We start from the raw sequence: 17,695 nt of genomic DNA, 5'->3' as shown, positions 1-17,695 counted from the left end.
TTATCTTTCATGTTATTAAAAATAGGTAAGCATTATGAATGAAAACAGAATGCTGGGGTTAGCCTATTTATCACCTTATATACTTGGGTTGATAATATTTACGGCTTTCCCCTTTGTATCATCTTTCTTTCTCAGTTTTACTGAGTATGACTTAATGAACCCTCCCGTATTTAACGGGATCGAGAATTATCGTCATATGCTGCTTGAAGATGATTTATTCTGGAAATCCATGGGCGTGACATTCGCTTATGTTTTTCTGACTATTCCTTTAAAACTGGCATTTGCTCTGGGGATCGCTTTTGTACTGAATTTTAAATTACGTGGTATCGGCCTCTTCCGTACTGCTTTCTATATTCCATCTATTCTCGGCAGCAGCGTTGCCATTGCCGTGTTATGGCGTGCTCTCTTTGCCATTGATGGTCTGTTAAACAGTTTTATCGGTGTGCTCGGATTTGATGCCATCAACTGGTTGGGAGAACCCGCGCTGGCGCTGACATCCGTGACATTACTGCGTGTTTGGCAGTTCGGTTCCGCCATGGTTATCTTCCTGGCCGCATTGCAAAACGTGCCGCAATCACAATATGAAGCCGCCATGATTGATGGTGCCTCTAAATGGCAAATGTTTATGAAAGTGACCGTGCCACTGATCACGCCGGTTATTTTCTTCAACTTTATTATGCAAACCACGCAGGCATTCCAAGAGTTTACTGCGCCGTACGTTATTACTGACGGCGGACCGACCCATTACACCTATTTATTCTCGCTCTATATCTATGATACGGCGTTTAAATACTTTGATATGGGCTACGGCGCGGCACTGGCTTGGATATTATTCCTGGTAGTCGCTCTATTCGCCTCAATTGCATTTAAATCATCTAAATATTGGGTCTTCTACTCCGCCGATAAAGGAGGAAAAAATGACTGACGTACAACACACTTCCAACCAGAAAAAATTAGCTCTGGCGCAGGAACTTGCTGATGCGGAAATTAGCCGCACGCTACGTAAAGCAAAAGTCAGTGCCACTTTCCGCTATATCATTTTGATTATTGTCGGCCTGATGATGCTTTATCCACTGCTGTGGATGTTCTCTGCCGCGTTTAAACCTAATAACGAAATTTTCACCACATTAGGATTATGGCCACAACACCCAACCAGTGATGGTTTCGTTAATGGCTGGAAAACCGGTACGGAATATAACTTCGGCCATTACATGCTTAACACCTTTAAGTTTGTGATCCCGAAAGTCATTCTGACCATTATCTCTTCCACTATCGTGGCCTATGGTTTTGCCCGCTTCGAGATTCCATGGAAGAAATTCTGGTTCGCCACATTGATTACTACCATGTTGCTGCCAAGCACGGTGTTATTGATTCCGCAATACATCATGTTCCGTGAAATGGGCATGCTGAATAGCTACTTGCCACTTTATCTGCCGACGGCCTTCGCCACCCAAGGGTTCTTCGTCTTCATGCTGATTCAGTTCCTGCGCGGTGTTCCCCGTGACATGGAAGAAGCCGCACAGATCGACGGTTGTAACTCACTTCAAGTGCTGTGGTATGTGGTCGTGCCCATCTTGAAGCCGGCCATCATCTCTGTGGCACTGTTCCAGTTTATGTGGTCAATGAACGACTTTATCGGCCCACTAATTTATGTCTACAGCGTAGATAAGTACCCGATAGCGCTGGCTCTGAAGATGTCAATTGACGTCACCGAAGGCGCACCGTGGAACGAAATTCTGGCAATGGCAAGCATCTCCATTCTGCCGTCCATCATTGTTTTCTTCCTGGCTCAACGCTACTTCGTGCAAGGCGTAACCAGCAGCGGAATTAAAGGTTAATAGAGGATTTATCATGGCTGAAGTCATTTTCAATAAATTAGGCAAAGTTTACTCCAACGGTTTCCGCGCGGTTCATGGCATTGATCTGAAGATCCATGATGGCGAGTTTATGGTAATTGTCGGTCCATCAGGCTGTGCTAAATCCACCACCCTGCGCATGTTGGCAGGTTTGGAAACCATCAGTGATGGCGAAGTACGAATTGGTGATCGGGTAGTCAATAATCTGGCACCAAAATCACGTGGTATCGCCATGGTGTTCCAGAACTATGCGCTGTATCCGCATATGACGGTAAAAGAGAATTTGGCCTTTGGCCTGAAGCTGAGCAAGCTGCCAAAAGACCAAATTGAAGCTCAAGTGGCTGAGGCCGCTAAAATTCTGGAGCTGGAAGATTTGTTGGATCGTCTGCCACGTCAGTTGTCTGGTGGTCAGGCGCAGCGTGTGGCGGTTGGCCGTGCGATTGTTAAAAAACCCGATGTATTCTTGTTCGATGAGCCGTTATCAAATCTGGATGCCAAACTGCGCGCATCAATGCGTATCCGCATCTCAGATTTGCATAAGCAATTGAAAAAAAGCGGGAAAGCAGCAACCACTGTTTATGTGACCCATGACCAGACTGAAGCCATGACCATGGGCGATCGGATCTGTGTTATGAAGCTGGGCCATATCATGCAAGTGGATACCCCAGATAATCTCTACCACTTCCCGACCAATATGTTTGTGGCCGGTTTTATCGGCGCGCCGGAGATGAATATCAAACCGAGCATGTTGGTAGAGAAAGAGGGCGAAATTGGCCTGACCGTCGGCCAATACACCTTGGTATTAAATAAGAGTCAGCAAGCCAAAGTCGCTGCCCACACCGGGGAAAAAGTGTTCTTTGGTGTTCGTCCAGAATTCGTCAGCATGTCTACCCAGCCGTTTGCCGAGAATCACTCACAAGGTGAATTGGTGCGTGTGGAAAACATGGGCCATGAATTCTTTATGTACATCAAGGTTGACGACTTCGAATTGACTTGTCGCCTACCGTCTGATGAAGCACGGCCAATTATCGAAAATGGCCTGCATCGCACCGTGTACTTCCAGTTTGATATGGATAAATGCCATATCTTTGATGCAAAAACAGAAAAAAATATCTCTCTTTAACAGGAGCAGTACCCAATGAAAAAAGCGATCCTACACACGCTAATAGCATCCACTCTGGCTTTATTATCACATCAGGCTTTTGCGCAGGATGAAGTTAACCTCCGTATGTCATGGTGGGGGGGCAATGGTCGTCATCAAATGACGCTTAAGGCTCTGGAAGAGTTCCACAAACAGCACCCGAATATTAATGTTAAAGCTGAATACACTGGTTGGGACGGCCATCTCTCCCGTCTGACGACCCAAATTGCTGGTGGGACTGAACCCGATGTCATGCAAACTAACTGGAACTGGCTGCCTATCTTCTCCAAAGACGGCACGGGCTTCTTTGATTTGAATAAAGTATCAAAACAGTTAGATTTAACTCAGTTTGATCCAAAAGAGCTGCAACAAACCACGGTTAATGGAAAATTAAACGGTATTCCAATTTCAGTGACTGCACGTATTTTCTATTTCAATGACGCGACATGGGCTAAATCAGGTTTAGAGTATCCAAAAACGTGGGATGAATTACTTAACGCCGGTAAAGTCTTCCAAGAAAAATTGGGTGAGCAATATTACCCTATCGTATTAGAGCACCAGGACACGCTGGCATTAATTCGCTCTTATATGACACAGAAATACAACACACCGACAATCGACGAAGCCAATAAGAAATTTGCTTATACGCCAGAACAGTGGGTTGAGTTCTTTACAATGTATAAGAAAATGGTCGATAGCCATGTTATGCCATCCACTAAATACTATGCTTCATTCGGCAAGAGCAATATGTACGAAATGAAGCCGTGGATTAATGGTGAATGGGGTGGCACTTATATGTGGAACTCCACCATTACTAAATATTCAGATAACCTGACCAAGCCAGCAAAATTGATACTTGGCCCATATCCAATGTTGCCAGATGCAAAAGATGCAGGTCTGTTCTTTAAACCAGCTCAAATGCTCTCTATTGGTAAATCCACTAAATACCCAGAAGAGAGCGCCATCTTGATTAACTTCTTGCTGAACAGCAAAGAAGGTATTGATGCCATGGGTCTAGAACGTGGCGTACCATTGAGTGCAGCAGCAGTGACTCAACTGCGCGCCAGTGGCGTGATTAAAGATGAAGATCCCTCTGTTGCTGGCTTAAATATGGCATTGGAATTGCCACATGAAATGAAAACATCACCGTACTTTGATGACCCGCAGATCGTTTCTCTGTTCCGTGATGCGATTCAATATATCGATTACGGCCAAAAATCTGTCGAAGAATCTGCTGAATACTTTAATAAGCAGGGTGACCGTATTCTTAAACGCGCCATGAGATAATCATTAAGTTTATTTAACTTAAGTTGTTATTAAACCCTGCCATTAATTTGGCGGGGTTGTTTTGTTTTATTAATCATAAAAAACAACAACCAATTAGATCGCCATCACAAATTAATATCTGATTAAAAAATTAATCAGCAACAAAGATCTGGATCACACAATTAATTACAAATATAAATAGAATGTATATCCACAATAAGTGGAACATCGTTTCTTTGATTGTGAAATTGTTTTTTTAATCGTATGTTGAGTTTTGTGAAATTGTTAATGATTGTTGTTATAAATAAACATAACCCTGGGATTATATAAAAAAATGAAATTTAAATTAATTACTCTAGCAGTGGCATCTGTTATCAGTTTTAGTTCTGTTGCTACAACAATTGACTATCGGCATGAAATGAAAGACACCAGTAAATCTGATCATAAAGACCGTTTACTGATCTCCAACCGTTTTGCCAATGGTTTTGGTCTCTCTTTGGAAGGGAAATGGGGCCAACACAGCTCTGATACTACGCCAAATAAACCGTTCAACGAGCAAGTCAGTAACGGCACCGAAGTGGTTGCCAGCTATGTTTATCAGTTCAATAAAACCTTCCAACTTGAGCCTGGTTTCTCATTAGAGTCCTCATCTGACTCAAATAACTACCGCCCTTATCTGCGCGGCAAAGTGGCCTTCACTGATGACTTCTCAACATCACTGCGTTATCGCCCATATTTCAAGCGTAACCAGCCTTCTCAGACCAAATCTGATGAGAAAGGCCACGAGTTCACCATGTTGTTTGCTTACAATTTCTTGAAAAGCTACTCTGCTGAATACGAATTAAACTACAAGAAATCTGAAGACGAAATTCTGTCCAATAAAAATAAAGACGAATGGAGTCATGATCTGAAAGTCGCTTACAAATGGGATAAAAACTGGAAGCCATATGTTGCTATCGGCAACGTTGCTGGCAGCAAAACCACTGATGAGCGCCAAACTCGCTATCGTGTCGGTGTGCAGTACAGCTTCTAATTGATCGTGTAAGTCGTTATATCGTTATGAGTGCCCTCATCATTATTTGTTAATTATGCCCATACCCGTATTACTTTGGGGAAAAGCGACTCCCGGTCACTTTTCCCTTTTTTTTACTTAGTTTTCCTTTCTTGATCGCCATACTCCGTATGACACCCGAAATATCTCCGCTAAACTCCCCTGCTTCAAACAAAAAAGAGACATTTAGTTACAGCGTCACGGCTATCCATGCCAGAATAAATCTCATATACTGGATAAATCAACAGCTACAGATTCGGAATTCAAGTATGACAGGGGAAGGACACCTTATTTTTTCTGTCGCCTGCGTTATTTTTGCCAAAAAAGTCGGTCTCACTCCGGAACTGGCACATGGCGATTGGTGGCACATTATACCGGGCGCCCTGCTAACTTCCCTGCTGCCTGATATTGACCACCCCAAGTCAATTCTGGGTCAGCGGCTAAAGTGGATCTCAACCCCCATTGCGCGCGCATTTGGTCATCGAGGGTTTACCCATAGCCTGCTGGCAGTGATCGGCGGTATTGCCCTATTCCAAATGGACATTTCACGAGATTGGATTATTCCTGCGGATGCATTCCACGCCATGATTATTGGCTATTTCAGCCACCTGCTGGCCGATATGCTCACCCCTGCTGGCGTGCCGCTGCTGTGGCCTTGCCGTTGGCGATTCTGTATTCCGCTATTACGCCCACAAAAAGGCAATCAATTAGAGCGCGTATTCTGTGTTCTATTAGTGTGTTTTTCCGTCTATTGGCAAACTGACACCACTATTCCGCTGCTATCCTATATGGAGCAATTGAAAAACTTTCGATTGTGATCACATTTTAATGAGCGAAAAATCACCAATCTGAATGCATTCCATACAAATCAAGATGAAAACTTATATAAAATTCTTTTTGGATATAAGTGAGCCTTTATAGGGCTGTTACCATATGCAGCTAACTGCACAATTGATTGTGCCTGGTGCGATTCTATAGATAAGTAGCAATAGAATAGGTAGCCAGTATTCAAAATAATAATCTGGAGATTTGGGGATGAACCTACCGCTTGTGATTAACGTGCTGGTATTTGTAGCACTGCTATTACTATTGGCGCAAACTCGCCATAAGCAATGGAGTCTAGCCAAGAAAGTCTTGGTTGGTTTGGCACTGGGTGTGCTGTTTGGACTGGGCTTACAATGGGTCTATGGCGCAGATAACCCGGTACTTAAAGAGTCCATCACTTGGTTTAATATTGTCGGTAATGGTTATGTGCAATTACTGCAAATGATTGTTATGCCGCTGGTATTCGCCTCTATTTTGAGTGCCGTCGCTAAGCTGCATAATGCCTCTTCACTGGGCAAAATCAGCATACTGACCATCGGTACCCTGCTCTTCACGACGCTGATTGCGGCGCTCGTCGGTGTGTTCGTCACCAATCTATTCGGCTTAACCGCCGATGGCTTAATTCAAGGCACCCAAGAAACGGCGCGTTTGAGTGCCATCGAAAGTAATTATTTGGGCAAAGTGACAGATTTGACCGTACCCCAGTTGATTCTCTCCTTTATTCCGAAAAACCCGTTTGCTGATTTGACTGGCGCTAGCCCAACCTCAATCATCAGTGTGGTTATTTTCGCCACCTTCCTCGGGATTGCCTCGCTGCAACTGCTGAAAGACGATGTGGAGAAAGGCCAACGCGTGATGGCGGCTATCGATACACTGCAAGCTTGGGTCATGAAACTGGTACGTCTGGTCATGAAATTGACCCCTTACGGCGTATTGGCATTAATGACCAAAGTGGTTGCGGGTTCGAACATTCAAGACATTATCAAGCTGGGCAGCTTTGTTGTTGCGTCCTATCTGGGGCTGGCGATTATGTTTGTGGTCCACGGCCTGCTGTTGTCTTTCACTGGTATCAATCCGCTGAAATTCTTCCGTAAAGTCTGGCCGGTTCTGACCTTTGCCTTTACCAGCCGTTCAAGCGCAGCCAGTATCCCATTAAATGTGGAAGCACAAACCCGCCGCTTGGGTATCCCTGAGTCCATCGCCAGTTTCTCTGCCTCCTTTGGCGCGACCATTGGTCAAAATGGCTGTGCCGGCCTCTATCCAGCCATGCTGGCGGTGATGGTTGCCCCTACAGTCGGTATTAACCCACTGGACCCGGTCTGGATTGCCACACTGGTCGGGATCGTGACCATCAGCTCCGCAGGTGTTGCCGGTGTCGGTGGGGGCGCAACCTTCGCGGCGCTGATTGTGTTACCTGCATTGGGCTTGCCGGTCACACTGGTTGCATTGCTGATCTCGGTCGAACCCTTGATTGATATGGGCCGTACCGCATTGAACGTCAGTGGTTCAATGACGGCGGGTACAATTACCAGCCAATTGATGAAACAAACCAATAAAGAGATTCTGAACAGTGAAGATGACGGTGATTTAGCCCATCAGTAAAAGCGATGGAGAGAACAGGCAGATCGTAAAGACGCCGTCAATCCGTCCTTGGAGGCTCGAGCCGCGCCATCCTTGGCGCGGACGCTTTACTCTTCTGCCTATCCTCACCGTTCCCGATCACGTCATCGGGATATGTCAGCAGCCTGAGGCCAGTCACTATGACTGGCTTTTTTATTAGCGAGATCTTAAGAGCGATATTTTTCAACCAATGCCAAGGCGATGGCTTCCGTCTCTACATCGGGTGTTCCGCTGAAATCTTGTGCTCGGAAATGCATCTGGAATGCGGTGATAACCTGACGGGTTTCATCATCTAAAGTGCCGCTTTGTGGGATTTTGTAGCCATAGCGAGCCAGTGCCTGTTGAATAATGGCGACTGAGGCGGTGTCGTGTATTTCACGCCCATCAATGTACTTGGTGACGGTTGCGTCATCTGGCCAGGCACCAATGCCTTGATCTGCCAACCGCTTCCAAGGGAATAGTGGGCCGGGGTCCGATTTTCTGAGGGGGGCGATATCACTGTGAGCAACAACATCCGTTGGCGCAATATTATAACGCTCGACAATGTCTTTGGTGAGGCGCTCAATCAATTTAATCTGTGATTCATTGTAGGGGTACCAAGTCCGGCCTAACATCGTCTCAGTGAAGCCCTTATTGACGATTTCGATGCCTATCGAGGTATCGTTGAGGCTATTGCGCCCTTGCCAGTCACTAACACCGGCATGCCAAGCCCTTTGTTCTTCGGGAACCAGTTGCAAAACAACAGGTTTTCCTTCAACAGTATCAGGGTGCGTTTTGACCAAATAATGAGCACTCACATTACCCTGCGTCAGTAATCGCAACGACTCTGCGTCATCTGTGGCGGTATAGTGAAGGACTAAAAAGCGCACCCGATCATTTTGGGCCACCGAGGGATTATTGGTATCGATCTTATATTCACCACGGTCAATCAGTTTATGCGGCTTGTCATTTTGAGTGCTACTACAACCCGCCAGTAACAGCAGCAACCCCACGCTTAATACGCTCTTTATACTTAATAACTTCCTCATCATTCATCTCCCTATAATATGATTAAGCACGGCCATAGTGACCCAAGCAAATTAAATACAAAGTAAACGATATATTTAAATAATAGTTAATAGGCACAAATTACACTTAGCGCCAATATTAGTATCTTGATAATAATCATATACGTAAAGAATCGATCGCTACAGTCACGAATGATTTTACACTGCGACAGACCCGCTGTGTGGGGTTGATTAGCATCAGTGGCTTAAGTCAATGCACACCGCTCGCGCGAAAGAAAGGTAGTCATCGATTTATCAAAAAAAAAACGGCCCCTGATAAGAGGAGCCGCTCACTGCGCTAGGAATAAATAGTTATAATTAACAGCTGATTAAAAATATCCAATAATTATACAGTATTTACCCTATCTATCGATTGACTCAAAATGGATATTCGCGATAACCCATCTGTTCTGAAATATTACGCGCTGCGCGGTGCAGTGATTTAACGATCTCACTCTTGTTCTCCTCAGAGAAACGCAACGTTGGGTATGAGATACTTAACCCAGCAATAACGACACCAAAACGGTCAAAAACAGGCACGGCGATACAACGCAGCCCCTCTTCTTGCTCTTCGATATCTTCACCAAAGCCTTGCTCACGGACCTGATCTAGCACCGGCAGCAGTGCAGCCGCGCTATCCAGCGTATATTTGGTGCTTCGGGTGAATTCGATATGAGATAAAATCTCTTCTACTTCACCACGGTCACGCCACGCCAAAAGCACTTTACCAATGGCGGTGCTGTGCAGTGGGTTACGACGACCAATGCGGGAATGCATCCGCAGGTTATACATAGAATCAATTTTATGAATATAGACAATGCTGTCTTCATCCAATGCACCCAAGTGAATGGTTTCACGTGTTTCATTGGATAACTCACGCATTTGTATATCAGCGCTACGAATCAAATCCACATTCTGTAATGCTTTGGCTCCCAGCTCAAACAACTTCAATGTGAGGGAGTACTTCTCTGATTCGCCTTCCTGTGCAACATACCCCAGAGACTTCATGGTCTGGAGAAAGCGGTAAACCGTGCTTTTAGGCATCATTACGCGCTGAGAAAGTTCGGTAATACCAATTTCCCGCTCTTCGCCCAAGGCTTGTAAGATGCCGAAAACCTTCAGAACCGACGAAACAGAGTCGGGCTGTTTATCTAGATCTGCAATAGCCATTTTTTGGTTACCCTACTCAGTTTTCTGTGTTTCATAAAACAATATGTTTTAAAAAAAATAGAACAGTGGTTTTATTATAAAGGGAAGTCACGAGACTGTGCAATAAACCAATGTGAATAATCGGATAAAAGCCTTGCAGACAGCAAATTAGCCTCTTTCCATGAAAGAGGCTAGTGCATAACTTAACTATTGCCAGACGGATTCAGGCAAAGTGACCAAATAGAGTGCCGGTTTCCCGTGTACATCTGAGGTAAACAAAACTTGTTTATCATCAGGGGTAAAGGAAGGATGTGGATGCGTGACTTGGCGATCCCCCTCAAACACCTTCCATGAGGTATCATGGCGAGCAACACGATGTTGGGTGCCATTTTTCAGGTTGAAAACATACAAGAAAGGATCGTTTTCGATTTTATAGCCGCTGTCATCTTGCACATCAACTGGCGCATCAGAACCATCACCTACTAACAGTGTGCCATCATAATTACTCATCAAATGGGAGCAAGCTGGCATTTTGGTCAATTGACGGTTTTCCAAGGTTTCAGGATCGGCACTGTAGATAAAGCGGTCTGGGCTGCTTTTCAGGTAGGAGACATACACTAAGGCTGAACCATCTGGTACCCAGAATTCGTGGGTACAGCTTTCGCCTTCCGCATGGGTTTTCACTTTACGCATATTGCTGCCATCTTCGTTGATGAGCCACATACGGGCGTCAACCAAGTCATGTGGCCCTTCGTGGCAGAACGCCACGGTGTTGTCATCGTAAGGGCGATAAATAGGGTGACCCAACCACTGATTCTCTTGAAGAATCACGGTAGATTCGCCCGTTTTCAAATCAACACGCATCAGACGACAGCAGGGGTTAGTGAAATAGAATTCGTGGAATTTCTTCCAGTCGGTCAGCGGCTGCCAATCTTCCCGCTTAATTTCAATGCCGACTAATTTAGTGCAATCAGAGTTAGCCACCCACGTGCCGTAACCCACCCACTCTTCCGGCACCTGATAAACTACACTCTCTTCCAGCGTATCAAGCGAGACGCGCATCAAGTTGCGCCCCTCTTTCACATAAAATAGCGCATCATCTTCCGGTGACAGAAAACCACCAAAGGTATTGTCGCCGCGCCCTTCTGTCAGTTGTGTTGCCACCTGCGTGTTCAGATCCAGCAAATAGTAGTTCCACGGACCATCAAAAGCGCCGCCGAACAACAACTTACTGCCATCACGGGTGAAACATTTTTGATAGAAATAGTTACGGTGGCAAGTCACATCAGGTGGTGTCAGACGCGTCACTTGTGCACCGGTAGAGGCGTCCTGATAAGTATGAAATGTCAGGGGGATTTGTTTACCTTTGGCCATCCGGAAAGTCCTTAAATCGTCAGAGAATTAAAATTTTGCCCGCAGGCTAACCTGTTAGGCTAATACTACCTCAAATTATAGGAACGATGTTTCATTTTTCCGTGATCGTGGTTCTGTTTTTACTGATTCCTGTAAATTACTGGTGTTATCAGGCTGTTAATTTGCCGCGAATGCTGAAATATAGCATTGATAGTTACAATTAACGCCACTGACAAGGATGCATTCGCCCACAATACTCGTTAGCATGTAAATACTTCCTCTATGACTATTTTATAGATAAATTCTTATGACCCAACCTGTAGCCGATGGCTTGCCCGTCCCTCAGCGCTATGCTGCGATACTGGTTATCGCCCTGGGTATTACCATCGCGGTACTGGATGGCACTATCGCAAATGTGGCTCTGCCGACCATAGCCCGTGATCTCAACACCAGCCCCGCGACATCTATTTGGGTAATCAATGCCTACCAGCTAGCCATCACGATTTCACTGCTGTCAATGGCCTCTCTGGGCGATATCATTGGCTATCGTCGCGTGTATCAAGCCGGGTTATTGGTCTTCAGTGTTACCTCGCTATTTTGCGCCCTGTCAGATTCATTATTGACACTGACCTTTGCCCGCGTACTACAAGGGTTCGGGGCCGCCGCCTTGATGAGTGTGAATACTGCGCTGATCCGGATCATTTATCCCCGCGCACAACTGGGCCGTGGCATCGGCATCAACTCGGTGATTGTTGCTGTCTCAGCGGCCGCTGGCCCGACTATCGCCTCCGCCGTATTAGCGGTCGCCTCATGGCAGTGGCTGTTTGCCATTAACGTCCCCATTGGGCTGCTGGCATGGGGGCTGGGGATGAAGTACTTGCCCGCCAATAGTACGAAGAGCAACGGTAATCGCTTCGATTTCACCAGTTCTCTCATGAACGCCCTGACATTTGGTTTGCTGATTATCGCCATCAGTGGCTTTGCTCAAGGGGAGAGTCCGACGGTGATTGCTGCTGAAATTGTCGCGCTGCTGATCATTGGCTTCTTCTTTATTCGCCGTCAACTCAAGCAGCCCTTTCCTCTGCTGCCAGTGGATTTACTGCGCATTCCTATTTTTGCGCTGTCGATCGGCACTTCGATTTGTTCTTTTGCCGCCCAAACGCTGGCGATGGTGGCATTGCCCTTCTTCTTACAAAGTGTATTGGGCCGCGATGAAGTGGCAACCGGCTTGCTGCTCACCCCTTGGCCACTGGCAACGGTCGTCGTCGCCCCTATCGCCGGGCGATTAGTTGAACGCTATCATGCCGGATTGTTAGGCGGGATTGGTCTGGCGGTATTTGCCAGCGGGCTATTCCTACTGGCGGTTCTGCCCGCCAACCCGACAGATCTGGACATCATTTGGCGTATGGTGCTGTGCGGTGCCGGATTTGGGCTGTTCCAGTCACCGAACAACCACACAATTATCTCCGCTGCCCCGCAACATCGCAGTGGGGGTGCTAGTGGCATGTTAGGCACCGCCCGTTTGCTGGGGCAAACCTCGGGGGCCGCGCTGGTCGCATTAATGTTCAATCTCTTTTCAAACAATGGCACTCATGCTTCGTTGATTCTGGCGGGCGCTTTTGCCACACTCGCCGCCATCGTCAGCCTGTCGCGGGTCAGTCAAAAACGCAGTTAGCCTGATTTTAGGGATAAAAAAACCCGCCGGATAAACAAGCGGGGTTTTTTATGGTCGCGGTAAACGATTGGCGGTTACTTCAGGTACTGACCAGAACGCAACGCCTCAATACGTTTATCCAGCGGCGGGTGGGACATAAACAGCTCGCTGAAAGTTTTGGACTTGCCATTAATGCAGAAGGCCATCAGGTTGCCCGCTTCCTGCGGCTCATAGCTGGTTTTCAGCCGTTGCAGTGCGGCAATCATCTTCTCACGGCCCACCAATCGTGCTGAACCGGCATCGGCGTGGAATTCACGATGGCGTGAGAACCACATGGTGATAATGCTCGCCAGAATACCAAACACCAATTCCAGCACCATTGAGACAGCAAAGTAGACCATCGGGTTACCCGCGCTGCTCCCTTCATTGTCACGATCGCCCGATAAGAATCCGGCAGCGATTTGTGCAATAAGACGTGAAATGAAGATCACGAATGTATTCACAATCCCTTGAATCAGCGTCATGGTGACCATATCACCATTTGCCACATGGCTGATTTCATGGGCAATAACCGCTTCCGCTTCATCGCGGCTCATGTTCTGCAATAGGCCGGTACTGACGGCAACCAGCGAGGCATCACGACGTGCACCTGTGGCAAAGGCGTTGATATCCGGTGCCTGATAAATAGCCACTTGTGGCATGGCGATACCCGCCTGCTGAGACTGCCGACGCACGGTTTCCAACAACCAGCGTTCCGTTTCATTACGTGGCTGTTCAATGACTTCACCGCCCACTGAACGTAAGGCCATCCATTTAGACATCAGCAACGAAACAAATGCGCCGCCGAAACCAAATAGACCAGCCATGATCATCAGCCCCTGCACGCTGCTGGACTGAATGCCTGTCAGGCTTAGCACCAACCCGAACACCAACATCACGGCCAGGTTGGTGAGAAGGAACAGAGCGATACGCATCATAAAAATTTGTTTCCTTATTATGTTGAATCGATAATCGTATTAAATCGACACTGTGTTGAGTCATATCGGTACAGAATCAAAATTGCCATAAACCTGAATGATGACTCAGTGATATAACGACTGAGATACGCTGATCGTATGGGCATCTGATAAATTTTCAAGGTTTGTTAAGTTCTAAGAGAGTAAATCAACATAACTTTACAAATTTGGATACTATTCATTACATATTTAGTTAATTATTCGACAAATAATAAGTTGAGTGACGAAAAAAAAGTAAAAAAAATCCGAGTCCTACAGAACCCGGATTCTTCATCACCCCCGCAGACTTACTTTGCGGTTGTTGCCGCCGCCGCCGCAACCGGGTGAGGTTGAGCTTGTGGCTGCGCTTTTTCTGTATGGGCAAGATCCAAGGCGATATGAACAGACTCATCCAGATAAGGGTCCGGCTCCTGATAGTCTTTTGGCAAATCCTCCAATGACTTCAGTGGCTTTTTACCTTCACGTTTAAGACGCTCATTTAAGCGCTCTAACCGCCGTGCATCATCATCATGGTTCTCTTTTTCACGCTGCGCGTAGTTCAGAGATACGATGTTGCGCTTATCTTTCAGCGCCTTATAGCGCTCAATATCTTGCTGAATGTGCTGGAACTCGGGATCAGCGGCGATACGTGCTGCATGATTTTTGAGTAATTCAGGCTCCAGTGGCTTCAGATCGCCTGTCTTGGTATAGCTGGCAGCATTGATGCTGTCCCAAGGCAAAGCATTATCTTCGAAGCTTTCGCCCGTTTCTGCCGGATCGACACCCGTTGGCATCACGATGTCAGGGGTTACCCCTTTACGCTGAGTACTGCCGCCATCTACCCGATAGAATTTCTGGATTGTGTATTGTAGTGACCCCAATGCCGGCCATTCAGGGCGCAGCATCTGATCGTAAATCCGATTCAGCGAACGATACTGCTGAACAGTCCCTTTACCGAAGGTTGGCTCACCGACAATTAATGCACGACCATAGTCTTGCATGGCGGCAGCAAAGATCTCGGAAGCGGATGCACTGTAGCGGTCAACCAAGACCACCAGCGGGCCTTTATAGTAGACAACGCCATCGGTATCACTGTCTTCACGCACTTTGCCGTTATTATCCCGCACCTGAACCACAGGACCACTGGGGATAAACAGACCGGAGAGTGACACTGCCTCAGTGAGCGCCCCACCACCATTGCTGCGCAAGTCGATGATAATGCTACTGACATTCTCTTTTTCCAGCTTCTGCAATTGCACCTTAACGTCTTCGGTCAGGCCAACATAGAAACCGGGGATATCCAGTACGCCGACGCGCTCTTTGCCGATGGTTTTCACCGACATTTTCACCGCACGGTCTTCCAGACGAATCCGCTCACGGGTCAAGGTGACAGTCCGTGGCTTGGTGCCTTTACCGGCAGGTAAAATCTCCAACCGCACTTTACTGCCCTTCGGCCCTTTGATTAGCGCGACGACATCATCAAGACGCCAGCCAATCACATCCACCATCGGTTTACCCGCCTGACCGACACCAATCACCCGATCACCAACAGCAATCGTTTTGCTTTTCGCCGCTGGGCCACCCGGAACCATGGAGTTGATTAATGTGTAATCATCATCCATTTGCAGGACAGCACCAATACCCTCCAGCGACAAGCTCATTTCGGTATTGAACTGTTCGGTATTGCGTGGTGACAAATAGTTGGTATGTGGGTCAATCTCGTGAGCAAACGCATTCATAATTAGCTGGAAGACATCTTCGCTATTACTTTGCGTCAAACGCTTAATCGCCGCCTGATAGCGCTTCGTCAGCGTCTCTTTGATCTCTTTATCCGTTTTACCGGTTAACTTCAAATTCAGCTGGTCATATTTAACTTTTGCGTCCCAAAGCTTGTTCAGCTCAGTTTCGCTCGTCGGCCAAGGCGCTTTACCGCGATCAATATCAATAGTGTCATTCCCAGTAAAGACCATTGGCCGATCCAAGACTGACAAGGCATATTGATAGCGTTCAAAGCGGCGTTTTTGCGCCAAATTGAATAAAGCAAAAGGCGTGTCCAACTGACCAGACTTTAACTCATCGTCCAACGAATGTTTTTTATCCGCGAACTGTGCCACATCTGATGCCAACAACACGTTATGGCTGTAATCCAGCATGTTGAGATAGCGATCAAATATTTTGGCTGAAAACTGATCGTCCAATGCAAACTGACGATAGTGAGAGCGAGTGAAGCGCGATGTTACGCGCTCACTCACGGTTGCATGCTCTGGTTCTTGGCGCAGTTGAGGGAGTTGGTCAATGCGATACGTCGTATCGGCAGCGTAACTCGCCCCCGCCAGTAACAAGCCTGCGATTGCTGTTAGTCTGACAAATTTGTTCATGCCTAGGTTGGCCTCCGTATCAGAACTGCAAGTGTTCTGCGCGCACAATCATCGCCAGACCGGAAGATAGCTGCACCCGTACGCCATCTTTAGCGATTTCTAATACGGTTGCGTCCATCGCGCTCTTACCTGCTCTGACTTTGATTTCTTGACCAATTTGCAGTTTAGAGATATCTGTGACCGGCACAGGGCGTGGCTGGTTCTCCTCGGCCTGTGGACGAGGTGGCCGAGCTTGTTTTTGATTAGCCTGCTGTGGGCGAGGTGACTGACGAGGCTTGCGGTTCTCCACAGCAGCACCCGCTTCACGACGCGGTGCAGGTTTTTTACCTGCCGGACGTGGGCGACGTGGCTCTGGGGTTTCACCCGCAGCAATGGCAGCTTCGCGCTTTTTAGCTTGTTGCTCAGCACGTTGTGCTTGAACACGGGCTTTCGCCTCTTCTAGCTGTTTGCGGGCATGTTCGACATGTTGCTCTTCCAGCACACCACAAGGGTTGCCGTCCAGATCAACACGCTCAGCACCGACTTTGACCCCATAAAGATAACGCCAGCTTGAGGTGTAGAGACGCAGCGCAGAACGCAATTGCGTTTTGCTTAAATTCTCTTCCCCCTGAACACGTTCGACCAGATCTTGAAAAATACCGATCTTCAGTGGACGTGCCTCGCCTTCGGCGGTGAAGCAAAGCGGGAACCGCTCAGCCAAAAAGGCTATGACTTCTTTACTACTGTTCAACTTAGGTTGATTTTCCATGAAATTTCCTGATTACAACGGGTTTGCCAACCAGCGCAGGCATGAACAGGCGTCATTATAATGACGCCATCAGCAATTGCCACGTTATCCGTATATCAACTTGCAGTCTGTGTGACATATTTCGCACAGTCACAAAGCTCAAGATGCTCGCAAAGCCGCGCCACTACTGAGGTTAACCCCAATTCGTCGTCTTCATCAAAGCGATCATAAACAATGCTGTCGATATCCAAAACGCCGATAATTTCACCCTTCACCGTGATTGGCAGCACAATTTCAGCATTACTGGCCGCGTCACAAGCAATATGACCGGGGAATGCATGCACATCTGCAACCCGCTGAACGCGGTTTTCCGTCACAGCGGTTCCACACACCCCCTTCCCGAGAGGAATACGCACACAGGCGATTTTCCCCTGAAAAGGCCCAAGCACCAATTGTTTGCCATCAATCAAGTAAAATCCTGCCCAATTCAAGCCATCCAAGCGCTCATACAGTAAGGCGCTGACGTTAGCCAAGGTAGCAATAAAATGGGTTTCACCTGCAATCAGGGAACTCATGTCACGTTTTAATTCCGCGTAGAATTCTGCTTTTTTCATTTAATGACCGTTAGAAACCC

The 17,695-nt window shown here is 47.1% G+C and carries 15 protein-coding genes; 8 read left to right on the top strand and 7 right to left on the bottom strand.

Annotated elements, in window-relative coordinates:
* Positions 1 to 34: 34 nt before the first annotated feature.
* The 7 genes from HRD69_RS14690 to HRD69_RS14660 all read left to right on the top strand — a co-directional run bounded on the left by HRD69_RS14690 (position 35) and on the right by HRD69_RS14660 (position 7,741).
* Entirely contained in the window at positions 35 to 925 is an 891-nt protein-coding gene (locus tag HRD69_RS14690) for a carbohydrate ABC transporter permease (protein WP_004875265.1), read from the top strand.
* Positions 918 to 1,838: a carbohydrate ABC transporter permease gene (locus tag HRD69_RS14685; RefSeq protein ID WP_032814456.1), complete on the top strand. Its 921-nt coding sequence runs from the start codon at positions 918 to 920 to the stop codon at positions 1,836 to 1,838. Before HRD69_RS14690 ends, HRD69_RS14685 begins: the two co-directional genes overlap by 8 nt.
* 13 nt (positions 1,839 to 1,851) lie before the next feature.
* Positions 1,852 to 2,979 carry an ABC transporter ATP-binding protein gene (locus HRD69_RS14680; protein ID WP_004875267.1) on the top strand — a complete coding sequence of 376 codons (1,128 nt, stop codon included), beginning with the start codon at positions 1,852 to 1,854 and terminating at the stop codon, positions 2,977 to 2,979.
* Positions 2,980 to 2,994: 15 nt separating this feature from the next.
* Positions 2,995 to 4,284 carry an ABC transporter substrate-binding protein gene (locus HRD69_RS14675; protein ID WP_004875268.1) on the top strand — a complete coding sequence of 430 codons (1,290 nt, stop codon included), beginning with the start codon at positions 2,995 to 2,997 and terminating at the stop codon, positions 4,282 to 4,284.
* Positions 4,285 to 4,597: 313 nt separating this feature from the next.
* Positions 4,598 to 5,296 carry an oligogalacturonate-specific porin KdgM family protein gene (locus HRD69_RS14670; protein ID WP_004875269.1) on the top strand — a complete coding sequence of 233 codons (699 nt, stop codon included), beginning with the start codon at positions 4,598 to 4,600 and terminating at the stop codon, positions 5,294 to 5,296.
* 287 nt (positions 5,297 to 5,583) lie between these two features.
* A complete protein-coding gene (locus HRD69_RS14665; RefSeq protein ID WP_004875270.1) occupies positions 5,584 to 6,132 on the top strand; it encodes a metal-dependent hydrolase in 549 nt (182 codons plus the stop codon).
* 217 nt (positions 6,133 to 6,349) lie between these two features.
* The gene (locus HRD69_RS14660) at positions 6,350 to 7,741 is read left to right on the top strand and encodes an L-cystine transporter (protein WP_032814458.1); all 1,392 of its coding nucleotides are present in this window, start codon (positions 6,350 to 6,352) and stop codon (positions 7,739 to 7,741) included.
* A gap of 185 nt (positions 7,742 to 7,926) precedes the next feature.
* Here HRD69_RS14660 and HRD69_RS14655 read toward each other — a convergent pair whose 3' ends face one another.
* The 3 genes from HRD69_RS14655 to ogl form a co-directional block, all read right to left on the bottom strand.
* On the bottom strand, positions 7,927 to 8,790 hold the full coding sequence (locus tag HRD69_RS14655) for an N-acetylmuramoyl-L-alanine amidase (protein WP_208760483.1): 864 nt from the start codon (positions 8,788 to 8,790) through the stop codon (positions 7,927 to 7,929).
* 393 nt (positions 8,791 to 9,183) lie between these two features.
* Positions 9,184 to 9,975 (bottom strand): DNA-binding transcriptional regulator KdgR, encoded by a 792-nt coding sequence (gene kdgR / locus HRD69_RS14650; RefSeq protein ID WP_004875953.1) that lies wholly within the window; start codon positions 9,973 to 9,975, stop codon positions 9,184 to 9,186.
* 186 nt (positions 9,976 to 10,161) lie between these two features.
* Positions 10,162 to 11,328 carry an oligogalacturonate lyase gene (gene ogl / locus HRD69_RS14645; RefSeq protein WP_004875954.1) on the bottom strand — a complete coding sequence of 389 codons (1,167 nt, stop codon included), beginning with the start codon at positions 11,326 to 11,328 and terminating at the stop codon, positions 10,162 to 10,164.
* A gap of 286 nt (positions 11,329 to 11,614) precedes the next feature.
* Here ogl and HRD69_RS14640 point away from each other — a divergent pair, with 286 nt between their 5' ends.
* Positions 11,615 to 12,982 (top strand): MFS transporter, encoded by a 1,368-nt coding sequence (locus HRD69_RS14640; RefSeq protein ID WP_004875956.1) that lies wholly within the window; start codon positions 11,615 to 11,617, stop codon positions 12,980 to 12,982.
* A 74-nt stretch (positions 12,983 to 13,056) separates the two neighbouring features.
* On the opposite strand, the gene htpX is transcribed toward HRD69_RS14640, so the two are convergent.
* The 4 genes from htpX to HRD69_RS14620 form a co-directional block, all read right to left on the bottom strand.
* Positions 13,057 to 13,938, bottom strand: a complete 882-nt coding sequence (gene htpX, locus HRD69_RS14635) for a protease HtpX (RefSeq protein ID WP_004875957.1) — start codon at positions 13,936 to 13,938, stop codon at positions 13,057 to 13,059.
* A 326-nt stretch (positions 13,939 to 14,264) separates the two neighbouring features.
* Positions 14,265 to 16,334 carry a carboxy terminal-processing peptidase gene (prc, locus tag HRD69_RS14630; protein ID WP_004875958.1) on the bottom strand — a complete coding sequence of 690 codons (2,070 nt, stop codon included), beginning with the start codon at positions 16,332 to 16,334 and terminating at the stop codon, positions 14,265 to 14,267.
* A 19-nt stretch (positions 16,335 to 16,353) separates the two neighbouring features.
* Positions 16,354 to 17,082 (bottom strand): RNA chaperone ProQ, encoded by a 729-nt coding sequence (gene proQ / locus HRD69_RS14625; RefSeq protein WP_004875959.1) that lies wholly within the window; start codon positions 17,080 to 17,082, stop codon positions 16,354 to 16,356.
* 95 nt (positions 17,083 to 17,177) lie between these two features.
* Positions 17,178 to 17,675 (bottom strand): GAF domain-containing protein, encoded by a 498-nt coding sequence (locus HRD69_RS14620; RefSeq protein WP_004875960.1) that lies wholly within the window; start codon positions 17,673 to 17,675, stop codon positions 17,178 to 17,180.
* Between the last annotated feature and the right edge of the window lie 20 nt (positions 17,676 to 17,695).

Source organism: Yersinia mollaretii ATCC 43969 (genome assembly GCF_013282725.1).
Lineage (GTDB): Bacteria > Pseudomonadota > Gammaproteobacteria > Enterobacterales > Enterobacteriaceae > Yersinia > Yersinia mollaretii.
The sequence above is the reverse complement of the archived record's forward strand: the minus strand, read 5'-3'. Positions and strand labels throughout refer to the sequence as shown.